This is a genomic window from Bradyrhizobium sp. 153 (assembly GCF_023073835.1).
Taxonomy (GTDB): Bacteria; Pseudomonadota; Alphaproteobacteria; order Rhizobiales; family Xanthobacteraceae; genus Bradyrhizobium.
This window is the reverse complement of the sequence record NZ_JADPKH010000003.1, coordinates 22,657-40,855: the sequence shown is the minus strand read 5'-3', so window position 1 is coordinate 40,855 and position 18,199 is coordinate 22,657. Positions and strand designations below refer to the sequence as shown.

The 18,199-nt window shown below is 59.6% G+C and carries 7 protein-coding genes and 3 pseudogenes; 5 read left to right on the top strand and 5 right to left on the bottom strand.

Annotated elements, in window-relative coordinates; genetic code table 11:
* Nucleotides 1-26: 26 nt before the first annotated feature.
* On the top strand, nucleotides 27-320 hold the full coding sequence (locus IVA91_RS00415) for a hypothetical protein (protein WP_247458257.1): 294 nt from the start codon (nucleotides 27-29) through the stop codon (nucleotides 318-320).
* Between the two features lie 1,455 nt (nucleotides 321-1,775).
* Here IVA91_RS00415 and IVA91_RS00410 read toward each other — a convergent pair.
* The 4 genes and pseudogenes from IVA91_RS00410 to IVA91_RS00395 all read right to left on the bottom strand — a co-directional run bounded on the left by IVA91_RS00410 (nucleotide 1,776) and on the right by IVA91_RS00395 (nucleotide 8,510).
* Nucleotides 1,776-3,203: an FAD-binding oxidoreductase gene (locus IVA91_RS00410; RefSeq protein WP_247458240.1), complete on the bottom strand. Its 1,428-nt coding sequence runs from the start codon at nucleotides 3,201-3,203 to the stop codon at nucleotides 1,776-1,778.
* 361 nt (nucleotides 3,204-3,564) lie between these two features.
* Nucleotides 3,565-4,828, bottom strand: a pseudogene (locus IVA91_RS00405) (Glu/Leu/Phe/Val dehydrogenase).
* Nucleotides 4,829-5,399: 571 nt separating this feature from the next.
* Nucleotides 5,400-7,115, bottom strand: coding sequence for an acetolactate synthase catalytic subunit (locus tag IVA91_RS00400; RefSeq protein ID WP_247458239.1), 1,716 nt, complete (start codon nucleotides 7,113-7,115; stop codon nucleotides 5,400-5,402).
* Nucleotides 7,112-8,510 (bottom strand): annotated as a pseudogene (locus tag IVA91_RS00395) (aspartate aminotransferase family protein). Before IVA91_RS00395 ends, IVA91_RS00400 begins: the two are co-directional and overlap by 4 nt.
* 842 nt (nucleotides 8,511-9,352) lie before the next feature.
* Here IVA91_RS00395 and IVA91_RS00390 point away from each other — a divergent pair.
* From IVA91_RS00390 to IVA91_RS00380, 3 genes are all read left to right on the top strand, one after another.
* Complete coding sequence (locus IVA91_RS00390) at nucleotides 9,353-10,759, top strand: VOC family protein (RefSeq protein WP_247458237.1); 1,407 nt, start codon at nucleotides 9,353-9,355, stop codon at nucleotides 10,757-10,759.
* 518 nt (nucleotides 10,760-11,277) lie between these two features.
* Entirely contained in the window at nucleotides 11,278-13,341 is a 2,064-nt protein-coding gene (locus IVA91_RS00385) for a hydantoinase/oxoprolinase family protein (protein ID WP_247458236.1), read from the top strand.
* Between the two features lie 4 nt (nucleotides 13,342-13,345).
* Complete coding sequence (locus tag IVA91_RS00380) at nucleotides 13,346-15,172, top strand: hydantoinase B/oxoprolinase family protein (protein ID WP_247458234.1); 1,827 nt, start codon at nucleotides 13,346-13,348, stop codon at nucleotides 15,170-15,172.
* 663 nt (nucleotides 15,173-15,835) lie between these two features.
* Here IVA91_RS00380 and IVA91_RS00375 read toward each other — a convergent pair.
* Nucleotides 15,836-16,828: a LysR family transcriptional regulator gene (locus IVA91_RS00375; RefSeq protein WP_247458233.1), complete on the bottom strand. Its 993-nt coding sequence runs from the start codon at nucleotides 16,826-16,828 to the stop codon at nucleotides 15,836-15,838.
* Nucleotides 16,829-16,947: 119 nt separating this feature from the next.
* On the opposite strand from IVA91_RS00375, the pseudogene IVA91_RS00370 reads away from it, so the two are divergent.
* A pseudogene (locus tag IVA91_RS00370) lies at nucleotides 16,948-18,153 on the top strand (IS3 family transposase).
* The last annotated feature ends 46 nt before the right edge of the window (nucleotides 18,154-18,199 follow it).

The following is an 18,199-nucleotide window of genomic DNA, read 5'->3' as shown; positions in this document are numbered from 1 at the left end:
CAGAGTTCGAGACAGGAAGGAGGCGCATGCCGACCCAGAACACGGTGAGCCGCGAGATCCAAGTCTGGAAGAACTGCGCGGCCCTAACTCTTTGCGAGCAAATCCCGTACCGCTCGCGTAGCGGACGTGCGCGGACTCATGTCAATGATTCGGCCAGGATCGCCGGAAAGTTTGGGATGGAACGTCGACGAGAAGCCGCCGCTGTGCTGATCCTCAGTTGGAGAACGATCGCGTTTCGTCGCGGCGAGGCCATCCAGCAGCGAAGGATGGGCCGGTCACCACTAGACAAGCTTTCTCTTGTGGTCGTACACAACGTTTGAATGTGAAATGCTTACATGCTATTGTGGAAGTTGCAAGGCCTCTGTTCTTCGACACCCATCGAAACCAGTACTGGCATTTTGCCAGTCGATTTTGCCCCTCCTTGTCGCCGATCGCCCGCCAGTTCGCTTGGATGAGCGACTGGGCAACCGCTCCGCCGAATGTGGTACCGGGGCCAGTCACAATGAAGATGTCCGCCGCGTTTCCGTGACCTGGTGACCGAATGTGTAGTCCCAGAACGCACCGAGGTCGCTTGCGCGGGGCCACCAAACGTGACCGCCTCCATCGATAAGCGGCAGGTCAGACTGGCGGAAGAGATGGGGTGATATGCGCTCGCGTGCCATGGCCGACACTGGTGCTTGCAGCCGAGTGGAACGCGGCGTGGTTGGCGAGACGTAAGGGAAAGCGGCCTTCTCGCGGGGGTACGCTCGCCTCGAACCGCGCAGGCCGGCGGCATTTCCACCAAGCACTAATTAGACTAGCATGCCGCCGAGGTTGATCGAAAGCGCGAGATCATGGCCATTCCGCTCATTGATCTCGGCGGCCAGATCCAGAAGCTCGGCCTTCCGTTCAAGTCTGGCCGCCAGTCCTCACCAACGAACGGATATATGGTCTGTCGCCGATGAGCCGTTCCTGCATCAGCGAGCCCACGGTGTCGAAGACCGTGAACCCATCCTCAGCCGTCAGCGTCCCCGCGCAAGAAAGCGCGGAATACCACCCCATCGAATTGCCTGTCACTGCAACAATCCGAATGTCCCCGGCTATGGCCGTAAAATCTCCATAGGGTGCGGCGCAGATCAAAACCGAAGCGTTGTCGCCCGTGAATGGTTTAAGGCCCAGTGGGCCAGTGCCCTGTCCAGCTGCGAAAGCGTCGGTTTGTTCAGCCGTACGCTCAGTATCAAATTTCTTGAGGAGATCTCAGTCGGCGAAGTGGCGCGAAAGCCAGCCGAGTTCTGTCTTGTTGTAAGTGCCACGTCCTGGGCAAACAACGACCGCCGTCCTCACTTCGCCTCCTCGAACATTTTCTTAAGCGGCCCAGAAGATATCGTCGGCGGACGGCATAGTTGCCGCAAAGGCTGGGCCGTTGGGATAAAGCTATCGGCCGCAGCAAGCCGCGTGACTGGCGCAGATTGCTGTCCTGCAAACAGCATCAGACCTTCGGAGACACCGCCGCTCCCTCGTGTCTCGTCGACGATCCGGATAGCTGCGCACGCCGCAACCGCAGAAAGAAGAGCTTTCTTAGGCATGGCGAAGCCAGCAAGTCAATCACACGGACTGCGCGTAGGCGCCGGGCAGCTTGGCGGGCCAGGTAATAGCCATTGGCGAAGGAGACAATGGCAAGCTCCGTCCCGCTACCGTCGAGAATCGGAGATGATATCAGACACCTGCAGCTTATTTGAAGCGAGCGGCGAGTTGGTGCCAACTTGGTGGATACTCGGCAGGCAAGAGGGATCCGTTCACAGCACTTTGCCCGGGTTCATAATTCCGAAGGGGTCGAGCATCGCCTTAATCTGTCGCATCAACTCGATCGCCACCTTGTCCTTGACCGCGGGCAACTCGTCACGCTTGAGCACGCCGATACCGTGTTCAGCCGAGATCGAGCCGCCCATCCGCAGCACGATCTCGAACACGACCGCGTTGACGTCGTGCCAGCGCGCCAGGAATTCGGCGCCGTTGCCGCCGACCGGCTGCGAGACGTTGTAGTGGATGTTTCCGTCGCCGAGATGGCCGAACGGCACCGGGCGCGAGCCCGGGATCAGCTTCACCACCGCGGCATTGGCCTCCTCAATGAAGGCTGGCACGGCGGCAACGGGCACCGAGATGTCGTGCTTGATCGAACCGCCTTCAGGCTTCTGCGCCGCCGACATCTCGTCGCGCAGCTTCCAGAATGCCTGGCGCTGGCTCCGGTTCGCCGCGATGACGGCGTCATCGACGATGCCGTCCTCCATGCCCTTGGTGAGGATTGCTTCCAGCGTGTCGCGGGCGTCGTCGCGCGAGGACGACAATTCCATCAGCACGTACCAGGGGTACTTGCTTTGAAGCGGATCGCGGATGTCGATGCCATGGCGGAGCGAGAGGTCGACCGCGATGTCGGCCAGCAGCTCGAAGCTAGTCAGCGCGCCCGCGGCCTCGTCGCGCGAGATCGACAACAGCTTCAGCGCGGCTGACGGCGATTTCAGGCCGACGTAGGCGGTCTCGATAGCGCGCGGCTTGGGAACCAGCCTGAGCGACGCCGCGGTGATGATTCCGAGCGTGCCCTCGGCGCCAATGAAGAGGTTGCGCAGATCGTAGCCCGTGTTGTCCTTCTTCAGCTTCGATAGCGCGTTGAGCACCCGCCCGTCTGATAGCACCACCTCGAGCCCGAGCGCCAGATCGCGCGCCATGCCGTAGGCGAGCGCCGCCGTGCCTCCGGCATTGGTCGAGAGGTTGCCGCCGATGGTGCAGCTTCCCTCCGCGCCAAGCGACAGCGGGAACAGGCGGTCGACATCGGCGGCGCGCTGCTGCGCCACCTGTAGCACCACCCCGGCTTCGCAGGTCATTATGTTGGATTCGACGTCGACATCGCGGATCTTGTCCATGCGCAGCATCGAGACCACCACTTCACCGGTAAGTGGCGTTTGGCCACCGACAAGACCGGTGTTGCCGCCCTGCGGCACCAGCGCGATCCGATGCTCGGTTGCGAGCTTGCAGATTGCAGCAACTTCCGCGGTCGAGCCGGGGCGCAGCACCAGCGGCGAACGGCCGTGGAACAGATCACGATCCTCGCAGAGGTAAGGCGCGATGTCGGCGGCGTTGGTTACTGCATATTTCCCGCCGACAATGGCCCGGAATTCTTCGATCAACTCTGATGGAATCGGAAAGATGGCAGGCTTGGTGATGTTCATGTCCTCTATCTTTTCCACTTACTCATTGTTGAGCGCGATTTTGCCGAAAACTAAGACGCACCGTCAGTAAACCCATCGCCTTGAACGAGAAGCCGATATCCTGCCGACCCGAGCTGCTCGCCATTCCGGGTTCTGTACCTCGCCAGAACGCTGTGACACGGAGCGACTCGCGGATTATCGCCGTCGAAGATACGTCAGTCTACGTGTTGAGTCCTTTTGGAAAGGCCGGTGCAGGCGTGGCGTTTATCAGGTTGGCAGTTCACACTCACAGGATGAATACGCCCGGAAGATCGTCTGTTCGCAAGAGATTCCCCGCACGTGCGTTCACTTCAGAATGGCGCCCCACCAGGTTGCGAGATCATTAAGGAAAAAGGCCTCTGGTCCGCTTAGCCGATTGCACCACGCTAACGCCGATCGCCATGGCCGCCATGCGATGTGAAATACGGTCGCGTTTCGCGCGAGCTGTCGTTTGCTGAAAGGAGCGCTCGAGAATTCGATAGAGGCGATCAAATACCTCGGCTTCCTCCCAGAATAGCCGCTGGAGGTCCTGCACCCATTCGAAATAGCTGACGATGACTCCACCTGCATTGCAGAGTATATCGGGAAGCACAAAGATCTCGTCTCTTCGGTTATGCAAGATAGAATCAGCGTCGGGCGTCGTTGGGCCATTGGCGCCTTCGGCAAGAATGCGACATTTTAGGTGCGAGGCATTTTGGCCCGTAATGCCCTGCTCGATTGCAGCCGGTACCAAGACATCGCATTTTTAGACCAAGAGCTCGGACAGCTCAATAAGGCCCTCTGTAGAGAACCCAGCAAGTTGCCCACGGTTCGCCATGTGACGTTGCAGCTCCGCATTCTAGGCCGGCAGGATCGTAGTAAGCAGCGGTATGATCGCTGACACCGATAATCTTAATGCCTCTTTCCGCAAGAGAATATGCTGTAACTGACCCAACATTGCCGAACCCTTGGATAACGGCTGTCGCGCTGCCTGCGACGATTCCAAGGTGGTCAAGCGCGCGGCCGACGAGATATGCTACTCCGCGCCCGGTCGCTTCGCGGCGGCCGAGCGTGCCTCCTGCTGATATCGGTTTCCCGGTGACGATCTCGTTGATTGTCTGGCCCTGATACATCGAATAAGTGTCCATGAACCAAGCCATGACTTGCTCATTCGTGCCCATATCCGGCGCCATAACGTCGGTGTGCGGGCCAACGAAGGGAATCATCTCCTGCATGTAGCGTCTGGATAACGCTTCGAGTTCACGCGGCGACAACGCGTAAGGATTGACCGTAATGCCTCCCTTTGCTCCACCATAAGGAAGTCCGGCCAGCGCACATTTCCAGCTCATCCAAATGGCCAAGGCGGCGACCTCGCCAACATCCACGGAAGGTGAGAATCGCGTTCCACCTTTGGTTGATCCGAGAGTAAGATGATGTTGCACCCGGTATCCTTGATAGACCTCCGTCCTACCATCGTCTCTATGAATTGGGCAAGATACGGCGATTGCCCGCTTCGGATAGAGTAGCCGGTCCCGCTCCATCTCCACGATCTGCAGATGATCGGCAACCCGCTCGAATTGCTGCCTAGCCATTTCGAACACGGGACCGGCGTAGATTGATCTGGTCATAGTCAGTTATCCAACTTGATTTGGGTGTGAAGCCAATTGGGAGGTTCACCGGGGAAAAATGGTGCCCCAGGAAGGGGCGGCCAGTGGCGGTCCGCCGCAGGAGGAGATGACGACCAGCGAGTCGAATAGATCGCGCGGCAGTCACTTTATGCACCGACTCGAAGCGGGCCGTAGCCGTGGCCCTTACAGGCAATGCCGAATAGTCACCGTCTTCAGAACGCCTTAGCCGTACAGCGCCTCAACCCCCTTTTCGCGGCTAAAGCCTGATCCTTTCACGCCACCGAACGACAATTCAACGCCACCCCAGCGACATAATTGTTCACCAACTACCTGCCCCGCTTCGATATTGCGCGGACAGGCGGGAGGCAAACCCAGCGTCCGGCAATGTAGTTTTGATAAGCGTCCACTTGCGGTCTCAGCTCCTGCGGCGGCAGCGCTGGCAGCTGTTATGCGCTGCCGGCGATGAGATGGGATGACGAATCAAGGGAGCTCAGAAGAGCGATTGCGAATGAAGGCGCCGTCGAACAGCGCACCAGCTCATATCCTCCTTCGATCTGACAGGCAGCGGCTTTCAAGGCGCCGCAGCAGCACGATCAAGAGTACCGTCGAAAACTGAAAGGGCCGGATGAGCCGCTGGATCGGTCATGACTTCGATCAGCCATGGCCGCTGCTCTGCGAGGGCAAGGTCGAGCGCCTTGCCCAGGTCGCCGGGCACTGTGACGACCGTGCCGCCACACCCGCACGCACGTGCAATCGCAGCATGATCGACCGGTGAGAAATGGCAGGCTGACGTGTAACAGCCGAACTTCACCGTTTCTGCGTCCTTTTGAAAGCCCAGAATGCCGTTATTAAGAACGATAACGACGAGGGGCACATTACTGCGCACCAGGGTTTCGAGCTCCGCCCAACTATGGGCAAAGCCACCGTCTCCAACCAAGGCTACAACTGGGCTAGACGGGCGCGCCACCTTGGCGCCTATGGCAAGCGGCAATCCCCAGCCAAGTCCCGCCAGACCGCGCGGCGTGAGGAACCGTTGCCCGGCCGTTCGGCTGCGAAGTTGACCGACAACCCACATCGAAGAATAGCTTGCGTCACCCACCACGATCGTCTCGGGCGTCAGACGTGCCTGCAGTTCGTGCATCACACGCTCGGGACGGATCGGAGTGCTATTGCTGCCTGAAAACACAGAGCGGCCGTCTTCAAAGCATTTCCAAGCCGCAGCGATACGATTCTCCAGATCAGCGCGCATGTCGCGGCGCAATGACAAATCGAGCCTTTCGAGCGCACCACAAAGTGCTTCCAGTGTTGCCGTTGCGTCTCCAACAAGGCGCGTGGCCTCATAGTTGCGCCCGATCTCTTGGGGATCGACATCGATGTGGATGAGTCGCGCCTTAGCAGGGAGTTGCCGCCAGCTGTCCGTTCCGTTCTGGTTTGTGCGCGTCCCGACCAAAACGATGAGATCCGCAGCTTGCAAGATCGGCAACGTTTGCTTTCCAAGCGAGCGAGGACCGGTCAGGGCGCCCAGAACGCCCGCGGAAAGCGGGTGCGTTTCGTCGGCCGCGCCTTTGCCCATGTTGGTCGTGAAGACGGGCAGATGCGCGCGGTCCTGCAGCTTCGCGAGCGCGGCAGCCGCGGCGCCAGACGCTGCACCTCCGCCGGCAATCAAGACGGGAGCCTTTGCGGTTGCGATCGACACGGCGGCGGTGTGGATCTCGGCGTCGCTCGGCCGCGACCGGTCGATCGGCCATTCACCAATGCTCGATCGGCGTTCGCGAGTTGGCGCCACCGCCGTCTCGCGCAACAAATCGTTTGGTAGCAACAGAACCGCGGGCCCCGCCCGGCCACTGCCCGCAGCGACGAAGGCCGCATCGACATAATCGTCAATCCGATCCGCAGTGATGACCCGCCGCACCCATTTGGCGCAGGAAGAGAAAAGCGCCAGATGGTCGAGTTCCTGGAATGCATTCCGGTCGGATTGATTGCGCTCGACCTCCTGCACCAGCGCAATCACAGGCACGCTCGCTTTGTAAGCCTCGGCGAGAGGCGGCACGAGCAAGGTTGCGGCGGGCCCATTTTGAGCTGCGACGACCGCGATCCGGCCGGATACGCGCGCAAAACCATCCGCCATGGCACCGCCCATGTTTTCCTGCCGGTAGGCGAGTTGCCGGATACCCATTGCTTCGCAGGCCAAAATTACAGCCGACGGCAGGCTCTGGCCGAAAATCACGTTGACGCCATGACGCTGCAAGGCACGGGCGATACGTTGTGCAACTGTCGCTTCAGTCACTTCTGTACCTCAATCACGTCTAACTTGCCTTGATCATTATCGAGAAAGCCTGCGAACACGTCGACGATGAACTCGGCGTCGGCGCGAGTCATTGGCGTCGATATGACAGCGGTACCGTTGCACGGCAGGATAATGCCATTTCCCGCAAAAGCGCGTGAGCTCCTTCATTACAATTGCGCCGCCGGATGTAGGATAGACTTCACGATACTCGTTCGGCGGCTGTGCCATGGGATGAATTCGGAAGAGTGAGGCAGCACCGGTCACGCATAGCGACACCCCCCTCTTCTCGACGGCCCGGGTAATCCCGTCACGGACAATGTTTCCAAGCATCTCAAGATGTGCAAAGGCCGCATGATCCAGGTGCCGCATAGCGGCAAGGCCCGCGGTCATCGACAGAGGATTGGCGGAAAATGTACCACCTTGCGGCAGCCTCGGCCGGCCCGCCGAGGCGTCAAATACCTTCATTACGTCTTGACGGCCGCCGACTGCTCCAATCGGCAAACCGCCGCCAATAATCTTGCCCATAGTGACAAGATCGGGAACAAGACCATAGCGGGCAGCAGCACCGTGAAAACCCTGCCTTAGATTCAGAACCTCGTCAGCAATCACTAGAATGCCATTATTGCGGGCTGTTTCCTGAACAGCAGCAGTGAATTCCGACTTCGGTGCAGCTAGACCGCCACGACTTGGCATCGGATCCACAATTACGGCGGCCAGATGATGCGCATGCAATGACAATAGCCGGCGCGCGTTCTCGGCATTATTGAACTGGAGCACGACCACTTCATCGACCACACTTGCCGGCATCCCGCGCTAATTGGCTGTAAATTTGGGTGCAGCCGGATCACCCCAATTGTCCGGCGCCGACGCCTGTCCTACCTCCACCCAATCGTAAGCACCATGGTAGGCACCTTCAATTTTGGCGATTTTCGATCGCCCGGTGAACGCCCGCGCAGCCTTAATTGCAAAGAGCACGGCCTCAGTGCCGGTATTTACGAAGCGAACACGATCAACCTGCGGAATGCGCCCGCAAAGCAGTTCAGCGAGCTCAATCTCGCCCTCTGTCGGATTTGCGAAGCAGCTGCCGCGCAGAATTTGATGAGCGATCGCTTCCACCACGGGCGCAAACGCATGACCGTGGATCAACATCGTGAAGTTGCAATTGAGATCGAGAAACCGCCGGCCGTCGACATCGAACAGGTAGCTGCCAGACCCGCGCTCGATATAGAGCGGCTCCGGATCCCGCTCGATGGTTACTCGCGACGTGCCATCAGGAAAGACGTGCCGCGCACGCGCAAAGTTCTCTTTAGATCTCTGCCCAAACCCGGCAAACCCCGTCGCAGCATTCGAACCTGCAAAGCTTCGACTCACCTTGAATTCCTTATCGGTTGTCATTCTTGGACGTAAATCGATGCTCGCTGCGCATCGAAGATTCTGCGCGGCGAGAACAGATCTCCGGACGTGATCTGGATGGGCGCGCCCTCGGCAATCGATTTCTCCGTGGCAGTCCGGCGCCTTCGGCTAGCCGCATATACTGCTTGGCATGTTGAGGCTCAGGTTATTCGAATGTTTCCAAACCGATCAAACGATCTTTCCTCAACAGATCATTCTCATCCGGAATGAACCGCCGACACACGCTACGATCTGGCCGATCGCGCGGCGGCGGTCAGTGGCCAGCAACCAGTGAGGGTGGAAGTATGCAAATCACAATGGGACCGGCGCACGCTTGCAGACCCCGTCATCCAGGTCACGCAAAACGCTCCTGCAAAGAGACGTACATTTGTGCCGCCAGTCTCCTCAACGCGGCGAGCCGGCAATGCACCTGCGGGAGAGACAGCAAGAATGACAAACGTCTTCCATTGTCTTCCCTGAGCCTTGCGTGTTCCCGCCGCCTGGCTGGCGCGCCGAGAATGCTCGTGCATTTCGACAAAGACGCCGCTAACCTGATTTTGCATTTCCTAAATCACTCTCCGCTCAGCAGCCACACAGAATTCAAATATTGGAGAGCTCACGATCCCGCCGTCGAGGCATTGTTTTCGCACCTTCGCGCGATGACTTTTCGCAACAACAACGCGGCCGGGTGCGCGCGCACGTTCATTCCGGACAAGAATGATCTATTGAGGAAAGATCGTTTGATTGCATCGAAAACACGAGAATAGTGTCCGAGCTGAATATACCAAAACAGTATCGCCGGTCAGGCCTCCGAGGGCGCCGGAAGACCAGCAACGGAGCTATTGATGGCCGCACTGCACACTCATCCGGATGACATCCGCGACCTGTTCTCACGCGCGATGTCTGACATGTATCGTGCGGAGGTCCCGCAATATGGAACGCTCCTGGAGCTTGTCGCTGATGTCAATGCTAAGACACTGCGCGCCGATCCCCCGTTGCGCGCGTGCCTTGAACAGGGTGGCGAGCTCCAAAGGCTCGGTGTCGAACGTCATGGCGCCATCCGGCTCGGGACGGCGGAAGAGCTGTTCGAGATTCGTCGTGTTTTTGCCGTGATGGGCATGCACCCTGTCGGCTACTACGATTTATCGGTGGCCGGCGTTCCAGTTCATTCTACCGCTTTTCGGCCCATTGGTGAGGAAGCGCTTCGCCGCAATCCGTTCCGAGTATTTACATCTCTGCTCCGACTCGACTTGATCCAAGATGTTGCGCTTCGCGCCGAGGCTGCGAAAATCCTTTCCTCTCGCCGTATTCTCACGGAGCGTGTCCTCGAGCTTGTCGGCGTCTTTGAAGCCGAAGGCGGGTTGACGCCCCCGCAAGCCGAGGAGTTCGTCTGCGGGGCCTTGGAAACCTTCCGCTGGCACAGCGACGCGACCGTTGGTTTTAATACCTATCGAAAACTGCATCGTGCTCACCGATTGATCGCGGACATCGTCAGCTTCAAGGGACCGCACATCAATCACCTGACACCACGGACCCTCGACATCGATGCCGTCCAGGCCGGCATGCCACTTCGTGGTATTACGGCCAAGGCGGTGATCGAAGGACCGCCGCGCCGCAAGTGTCCGATCCTCCTGCGGCAGACCAGCTTCAAGGCATTGGAAGAGCCCATCGTCTTCAAGCAAAACGGGAGCGACAACGCTGTCGGAACGCATAGTGCTCGCTTTGGCGAGATCGAGCAGCGCGGCATCGCGCTGACAGCTAAAGGCCGCAAGCTCTATGATGAGCTGCTCGCGTCCGCCCGCCGCGATTTCCAGATCGGGGCTGCAGGCATGAACGCGGCGGTTTACGAAGTCGAACTATCGGAGCACTTCAGGTCATTTCCGGACAGCTGGGCTGAATTGCGCTCTAGGGGGCTGGCCTTCTTCCGCTATTCGGCAACTGCAGCCGGGCTCGCATCAAACCGCGGCGGCCCGCTACCCTCATGCTTGGACGAACTGATCGCGGACGGCTTCCTTCGATTTGATCCGATCGTCTACGAGGATTTCCTGCCTGTAAGTGCTGCAGGTATATTCCAGTCAAACCTCGGGACTGACGAGCAGAAGAACTATGCTGCGCAATCCAACCGGAATCAGTTCGAAGCTGCGCTCGGTGCCATGGTCCACAATGAAGTGGAGCTCTACGAGTGTGCCGAGAGAGCTTCGCTGCAGCGAGCCCTGAAGCAGCTTGGATGTCCCCAGATCGCCTTAGCCTGAGGAGAACCACGCCACACGTGGCTTACGGCGACGCCTGCAATCAAACGAACTCACCCTTATCCTGGGAAAGCAGCCATGTTCGCTTCAACGGAAGTGCAAGCGCAAGCCGCGGCGTGAAGATGCGGAGCAGCAGTTTACGCGAGGGCGACGCAAGGTGGGAGCGAAGCACAGGCCAGGCGGGTAGCTTAGTGTTGGGCCAGCTTGTGCTTGCCGAGTACCAAAACAATTCTCCTGGCTGGCACTCAGTAGCGCCCTGCGCGGACGCATGCTTTCTGGCCGCGGTCATGCTGATACCGGCCGATCTACTAAGCTCGGACTTAATGGCGTCCGGCGCGACCACTCTTACGGATTCGGGCGAACGACACATCGGCTGCACCACCATATTCATGCAATCTGCGGCCGCAGCCATGTGAGTGGCGCTCGCTGACAGCAGTTCGAGGTTTAGCACAACAAAAGTAACCCCCGGTCGCGTGGCGACCGTCATCGACCATTGGAGGGCGCAAGCTACGATGTCTTACGTGATCACGATCGACACTGGTGGAACGTTTACGGACGCCGTCATTCAGGACGACACTGGCCGACTTACCATTGGCAAGGCTTTGACGACGCCCAAGCGTGCCTTCGAGGGAATGTATGGCGCGATCTCCGCGGCGGCGGCTCTGCTCGAGCTGACGCCTGAGCACGTGATCCGCCGAGCGAGCCGCCTGATTTTTGGGACGACGCGCGCCACCAACGCCATCGTAACACGCTTAACCGCAAGGACCGCCTTGTTTGTGACGGCGGGTTTTCCGGACATTCTCTACATCAGGGAGGGTGGCAAGAAGGACGCGCACGACTTCCGCTCGCAATTTCCCGAGCCCTATGTACCCCGCCGGCTGACCTTCGAGATTGCGGAGAGGATAAACGCCGAAGGGGGCGTCGAGGCGGCGCTCGACGAAGCCGGCGTCGTCACCGCAGCGCGCGAGCTGGAGCGGCTGGGCGTTGAGGCTGTCGGCGTTTGCTTGTTGTGGTCCATCGTCAATCCCGCGCACGAACTGCGAATCGCGCAACTCCTCGCCGAGCACGCTCCGCGAGTTGCCGTAACCCTTTCGCACGAGATCCTCCCAATCCCGCGCGAATATCGCCGCGCCTCGGCTGCCGTGCTCGACGCGTCGCTCAAGCCGGTGATGCAGAAGTTCCTGGAAGACATGGCGGCCGATCTCGGGCGGCTTGGCTTTTCGGGCGACCTGCTCGTTTCGACGACGGTGGGGGGCTGCATAGAGGTCGCGGCCGCAGCGTGCCGGCCGGTTCACCTCGCCAAATCCGGACCGGCCATGGTGCCGCTGGCGGCCCGGGAATATGCGGGCCGGGTCACCTCAAACGGCGATGTCATCATATGCGACACCGGCGGCACCACTTTCGACGTGGGCTTGATCCGGGGTGGCGAGGTCGTCCGCACGCGTGAGACGTGGCTCGGCCAGCGCTACACCGGGGAACTGCTCGCCCTGTCATCCGTGGATATCCGCAGTGTTGGCGCTGGAGGGGGCTCAATAGCGTGGGTTGACGATGGAGGCCTGTTGCATGTCGGGCCGCAGAGCGCCGGATCGGTGCCAGGTCCGGCTTGCTATCCAGGCGGTGGCATCCTGCCTACAGTGACCGACGCTGCAGTGGTCGCCGGCTACATCGATCCACACCTTTTCCTGGGCGGTCGCATCATCCTTGATGCCTCTGCGGCGCGGACAGCCGTAGCAACTGTTGCCGACGCGCTCTCGCTCTCGGTGGAGGAGACGGCGCTCGCTATCTTAACTGTCGCTGACGAGACCATGATCTCCGCCATTCAGGATATCACTGTTTCCGAAGGCGTAGATCCCCGCGAAAGCGTCTTCGTGGCGGGCGGTGGGGCTGCGGGGCTGAACATCGCCTCAGTGGCCCGGGCTCTCGGCTGCAAGACGGTCCTCCTGCCGCAAACCGCGAGCGCCTTAAGCGCCTGCGGCATGCAGTTCTCGGACGTTGTCGCGGAGGAGGCCGCGAGCAGTATCACGAATTCCGACTCCTTTGACCAGGCCGCCATTCGGCAGGCGTTGGCGCGGGCACATGCGGCACTCGATACTCTGCGGGCCGGACTTAAGATTGCCCGGGAGGCAGCCTGCAGCTTCGAGATCGCGGTGGACGCGCGCTACCGAGCGCAAATCTGGGAACTCGAGGTTCCTCTTCCGGGTGTCGCACTTGGTGACGAACTTAACCCGGCCGATCTAGTAGAGCGCTTTCACAAAGCGCATGAGCGAACCTTCGGCGTTGACGATCCAGACGGGGTCGTCGAATTCCTGACGTGGAAAGTGCGATTACGTGTCGCCTTACCGCGTCCAGTGGCACGGCCGATTACGGGTGAGAAGCGCGAGTGTCTCCTCAAGCGGCAGAACGCCTATTTCCCAGGACGTGGGCTTGTCGATACGCCCTTTTATGATGGGCCTGCCCTTCGGCTAGATGAGGAGGTCGCGGGTCCTGCCATCATCCTCGAGCCAACGACGACCATAGTCGTACCACCGAACGCATCCGCCTGCCTCTCCCCTACCGGCAGCTACATCCTGAAACTACAGAGGTGAACTGATGAACCACCAACTCAGTGTAACGTCGAGCGAGAAGCCGCCAAAGCCAGGCCAGTCTACGTTCACCGATCCTGTCTTGGCCGCCGTGTTGGCCAATCGATTCGAGGCGATCGTCAGGGAAATGACCAATACGGTTCTGCGTTCTGCGCGTTCCGTGATTGTGAGCAACGGACGTGACTTTTCTTGCTCGATTGTGACCGGCGATGGCGAACTCGTCGCCGTCGCTGACGGCCTGCCCGTGCATACCTTCAACTCGCATATGCAAGCCGCCAACATCGCGCGGCTGCATGACGATTTGTCAGACGGCGACGCTTTCATCGACAATGATCCTTATACGGGCAATACGCACCCCGCAGACCAGACCGTCATGGTGCCGGTCTTTGTCGATGGCGAACATCTCTTCACAGCTTGTGCCAAGGCGCACCAGGCCGATATCGGCAACAGCCTGCCTACTACCTACCATCCATTTGCAAAGGACGTGTACGAGGAGGGCGCGATCATCTTTCCCTGCATGCGGCTGCAACGAAACGGGCGCACTATCGACGACGTTATGCGTTTGGGCATGCGCCGCATCCGCGTTCCCGAGCAATGGCGCGGCGACCTCCTTGCGACGCTCGGCGCGGCACGTATCGCAGAGCGCCGGCTAAAGGAGCTCTGCCGTGAGCATGGGACCGCCAAGATCAAGGCTTTTGTCAAGGAATGGCTCGACTATTCCGAGCGCCTTATGGCGGCGCGAATCGCGGCCCTGCCGCGCGGCCGTTTTGACGTAGAATCAAAGCACGATCCCGTGCCGGGCTTCTTGCCCGATGGTGTCGCGGTCAAGGCTGTAATCGACGTTGATCCGGCCGCGTGCGAAATCACTGTCGACCTCCGCCACAACGGAGACTGCGTCAAGGCCGGCTTCAACCAGACCGAAGCAACCGCCCGCAGCAGCGTCGTGGCGGCGATTTACCATAGTCTGGGAGCCGGTCTGCCTCGTAACTCTGGCGCCTTCCGCCGTATCAATGTATTGCTTCGCGAGAATTCCGTTATAGGTATTCCGCGCTTTCCGGCGAGTTGCTCGATCGCTACGACGAATGTTGCCGATCGACTTGTCAACCTCGTCCAGTCTGCGCTCGCCGGGTTGGGCGGGGGGATCGGATTGGCCGAAGGTGGCCTATGCATGAGCGTCGCCTCCGCGGTCATTTCCGGCACCGACTTTCGAAACGGCGGGCGTCCCTACATCAGCCAGATGACATTAGCCTCGAACGGGGGGCCGGCATCGCCGCACGCTGATGGCTGGGGAACATACGGCATCCCCGCAGCATCGGGGCTGACCTATCGCGATAGTGTCGAGATCAACGAGATCAAGTTTCCCATGATCGTCGACCACCTACGCCTCGTGCCTGGGAGTGGTGGGGCTGGTGCGCAACGAGGCGGCCTGGCCTTAGAGACACGCTACCGTGTGCGCGAAGGGGCGATGACGGTCGCCACCAGCTCGGACGGCCAAGTGTTCGCGCCGAAGGGCGTGCTCGAAGGGCAGCCGGGAGCGCTCGCGGAGTCATACATCATAAATGAAGACGGACAGGAGGAACGGATTCCAGGCTTCGGCGTCCGGGTTATTAACAAAGGTCAGGCTGTGCGCGGCACGACCAATGGCGGCGGCGGATTCGGCGATCCCGCGGATCGAGATCCAGCCCTCGTGCTGCGCGACGTGTCCGAGATGCGCGAAACTCTCGAGCGCGCTCGCGACGTATATCAGGTCGTGCTGACGGGCGACGCAACCGCGGGAACGCTGGCGATTAACGAGATAGGCACTGTTCAACTTCGAAGTGCCGCGGCTACTTGAACTCCTCGAAGCTCGATCGGCGCAGGCCATCGAGCTTCGTCCGCGCGACCGTCGCGATAGAGTAGGCAAAGATTCGTAGTTAGGATTTGTGCTTGCGCGTTGACGGTTCAGAACAAGATCGTGGCGTGCATCGTGCAGGGTTGCGCGTACTGCCGGAGCGGCTCGCGATTTGCGCACTAACCAAAGATTCCGCACGGCATTAGTTGCCGGAAGCTTGGAGGCGTGAGAAGAGCCGGGGACCAGCAAGTATCAGCACCGGATAGCCGCGGGAACGCGCAAAAATCACCCGGAGCGCAGGGCTGTGGCTCCGGCCTAATTAGCTGCGCCTGCTTGATGGTGCAGGAACACTGAAAATGTTTCGCTCTGCGACGTTGGTTGATGTGGCACTGACCGGTTGGCCGGGTGATTTCGTGCTGCTCAAGATTCAGATCGTCTCTAGATACGTTATCGGTAATGTGGCCGGCGAAAACGACCGGCCTCCCATTAGAGCACCGGTGGCCCAATCGCGACAGTACCACAACACTCTATGAAATTCTCAAAACGTACTGTGCAGCGCTGTTGTCCGCCCGCGTGAGGCGTTTAGAGCCAAGTAATGAGGCCTAGAATAGCAGCTTTACACAAGGCGACATGAGCAGACCGTCCCTGACTTGGTTCAGTGCGTGTTTACGAGGCTAAGCGTTGCTTCGTGGGCTTTTTGTCTTTGGACTTCGTCTCAGTCCGCCGGACTGAAGCCGGACGAGGCATAGGAACCCAGTTTTCGTATTTTTGTAGAGAAGCAAAAATCACATCGACAGCCACACGAGTTAATCCAACGCACTCATCTTGTCTGCAGACGACCGATGTCCACCAATGGATTGGTGAGCCTTCCAGAGGTTTCCAGACGAATTCGGCTCCAACGCGCCGCTTCACAAGCCGCTCCGTCGCTAGCGCCACTGCAAGCTCCGTCCTGAGGAACGCCTTCACCATACTGGAGCTATGCAGAACGCGCGGTGGGACGTAACCTCCAGCTCGGCAAAGATCTAGCAGTTCATCGTAGAGGCCTGGCGCCAAGTGGCGCTGAAACTGTACTAGCGCATAGGGTCTTAAATCGTGAAGAGACAGCCTATCCACTTTTGCAAGTGGATGCTCGGCCGACATCACCACGCCGAGCGGCTGCCCTAGCGGGGCCGAGACCCGAAACCCGCGCTTATCGAATGGGTAACGAAGAACACCAATGTCTACTTCTCCAGACCCTAAGAGACGATGTTGTTCTGCTGTAGTCGCCTCAACGAGCTGCACTTCCACCTGCTCCTGCTGCAGGCGGCATACGACGGTTGACAGTACGCTTCGCGAAGTTTCAATCGGAAGTGCGATCCGAAGGCGACGTGAGTGGCTCGGTGACAACAACCGTGCCCCACGCAGGGCAGCATCAAATGCTCGCACGGCAGCTTGCGCTTGCGGCAAAAATGTCTCGCCGGCTTTGGTCAAATCGACCTTCTTGCTGGACCGGTCAAATAGTCTTACGCCCAACTCCGTTTCCAGATCGGCAATCCGCTTCGAAAGAGGCGGCTGGCTCATATTCAGGTCGCGAGCGGCTTTCGCGAAGCTGAGGGCTTCCGCCACTGCCACGAAATAACGGAAATGTCTAATGTCCATCAAGTACTTATAAAACTTCAAGCACCTGTCATCAAGCTTAACCAGACAGCCGCACCACCAAATGCATATGAACTGCCCTCCGTTTCGACCGGACACCGGCGTTAGCCGGAGGAGCTAGGCCTAATCCTAGGCATACGCCTATGTCCGACACGTTTTCGAAGGCGGAAGTCATCACCCGCGTTGCCCGGCGGCGGCAGTTTACGACGGAGCAGCTCTTGGCCGTCAACGAGACGCTGCAACCGGGCATGTCTATGTTGCTCGTCGCATGGGCTCTCCCCGAGCCTGGTCTTCCGATGGAGACGGCTGATGAGTGAAGGGGGCAAGGAAGCGGTGCGGGCCGACGAGAATGTGGTCGCCGCGTCCGAGGTCCGGCGGCTGGAGGAAACGGGTTCGAGACCTCGAACGCCTGCTGGGCCGCAAGACCATGGAGGTCGAGATCCTCAAGGAGGCTCTTGATCTTGCAAGGGTGAAAAAAACGACCTTGCTGTCGCGATCGCAGGCACCGGAGGATACCCCGTGAAACGGATTGCAGAGACCCTCGGGGTGGCCCATTCCAACCTGGTTGAGCGAGCGGGTGGCAAGCGTCCGAAGCGCGGTCGCCAGACCCGCGCCGGGGATGCGGAGCTCACGTCTGATATCCGTCGCCTGGTGGATAGCCGCCCAAGCTATGGATACCGGCGCGATCGCCGCGCTCCTCAAGCGCGAGCGGCGATCCGCCGGCCACAACCCTATCAACGCCAAGCGCGTCTACCGACTGATGAAGAAGAGCGGCTTGTTGCTGGCCCGGCATACAGGGCCCCGCATCCCGCGGGCCCATGACGGAACGATTATAACAAGCCGCTCCAACGAACGTTGGTGTTCGGACGCGCTGGAATTCACTGGATGGTGCGGGTTGCCTTTGCCCTGGACAGCCACGACCTCGAGGTCATCAGCTGGGTGGCCACAACGGCTGGGATCTCCGGCGAGATGATCCAGGACATGATGGTCCACTGTGTCGAGCAGCGGTTCGCCGACATCCGGGCTCCGCGCAAGGTGCAATGCCTGACCGACAATGGATCCATCTTCGCCGCCTATCGCACCCTTGAGATTGCCGCCGCCCTGAACCTCGAGCCCTGCTTCACGCCGGTCGAAAGCCCGGAGAGCAACGGCATGGGGCGGAGGCGTTCGTCAAGACCTTCAAGCGTGACTATGTTCGTGTGACCCCGATCCGTGACGCGAGCACCGCCCTGCTGCGGATCGACCAATGGATGGAGGATTACAACTCAGAACACCCGCACTCCCGGCTGGGCTACCGCTCACCGCGGGATTACATTGCGTCACTCAAACCAGCCGAGTGTCCGGTCTAACGGGGGCAACTCTAGCATACGCTCCGTAGGCTCTTCTCCATGCTCC

Coding starts and splice junctions, on each gene's coding strand:
- IVA91_RS00415 (WP_247458257.1), top strand. CDS start 27: ATGCCGACCCAGAACACGGTGAGCCGCGAGATCCAAGTCTGGAAGAAC.
- IVA91_RS00410 (WP_247458240.1), bottom strand. CDS start 3,203: ATGAACATCACCAAGCCTGCCATCTTTCCGATTCCATCAGAGTTGATC.
- IVA91_RS00390 (WP_247458237.1), top strand. CDS start 9,353: ATGGCCGCACTGCACACTCATCCGGATGACATCCGCGACCTGTTCTCA.
- IVA91_RS00380 (WP_247458234.1), top strand. CDS start 13,346: ATGAACCACCAACTCAGTGTAACGTCGAGCGAGAAGCCGCCAAAGCCA.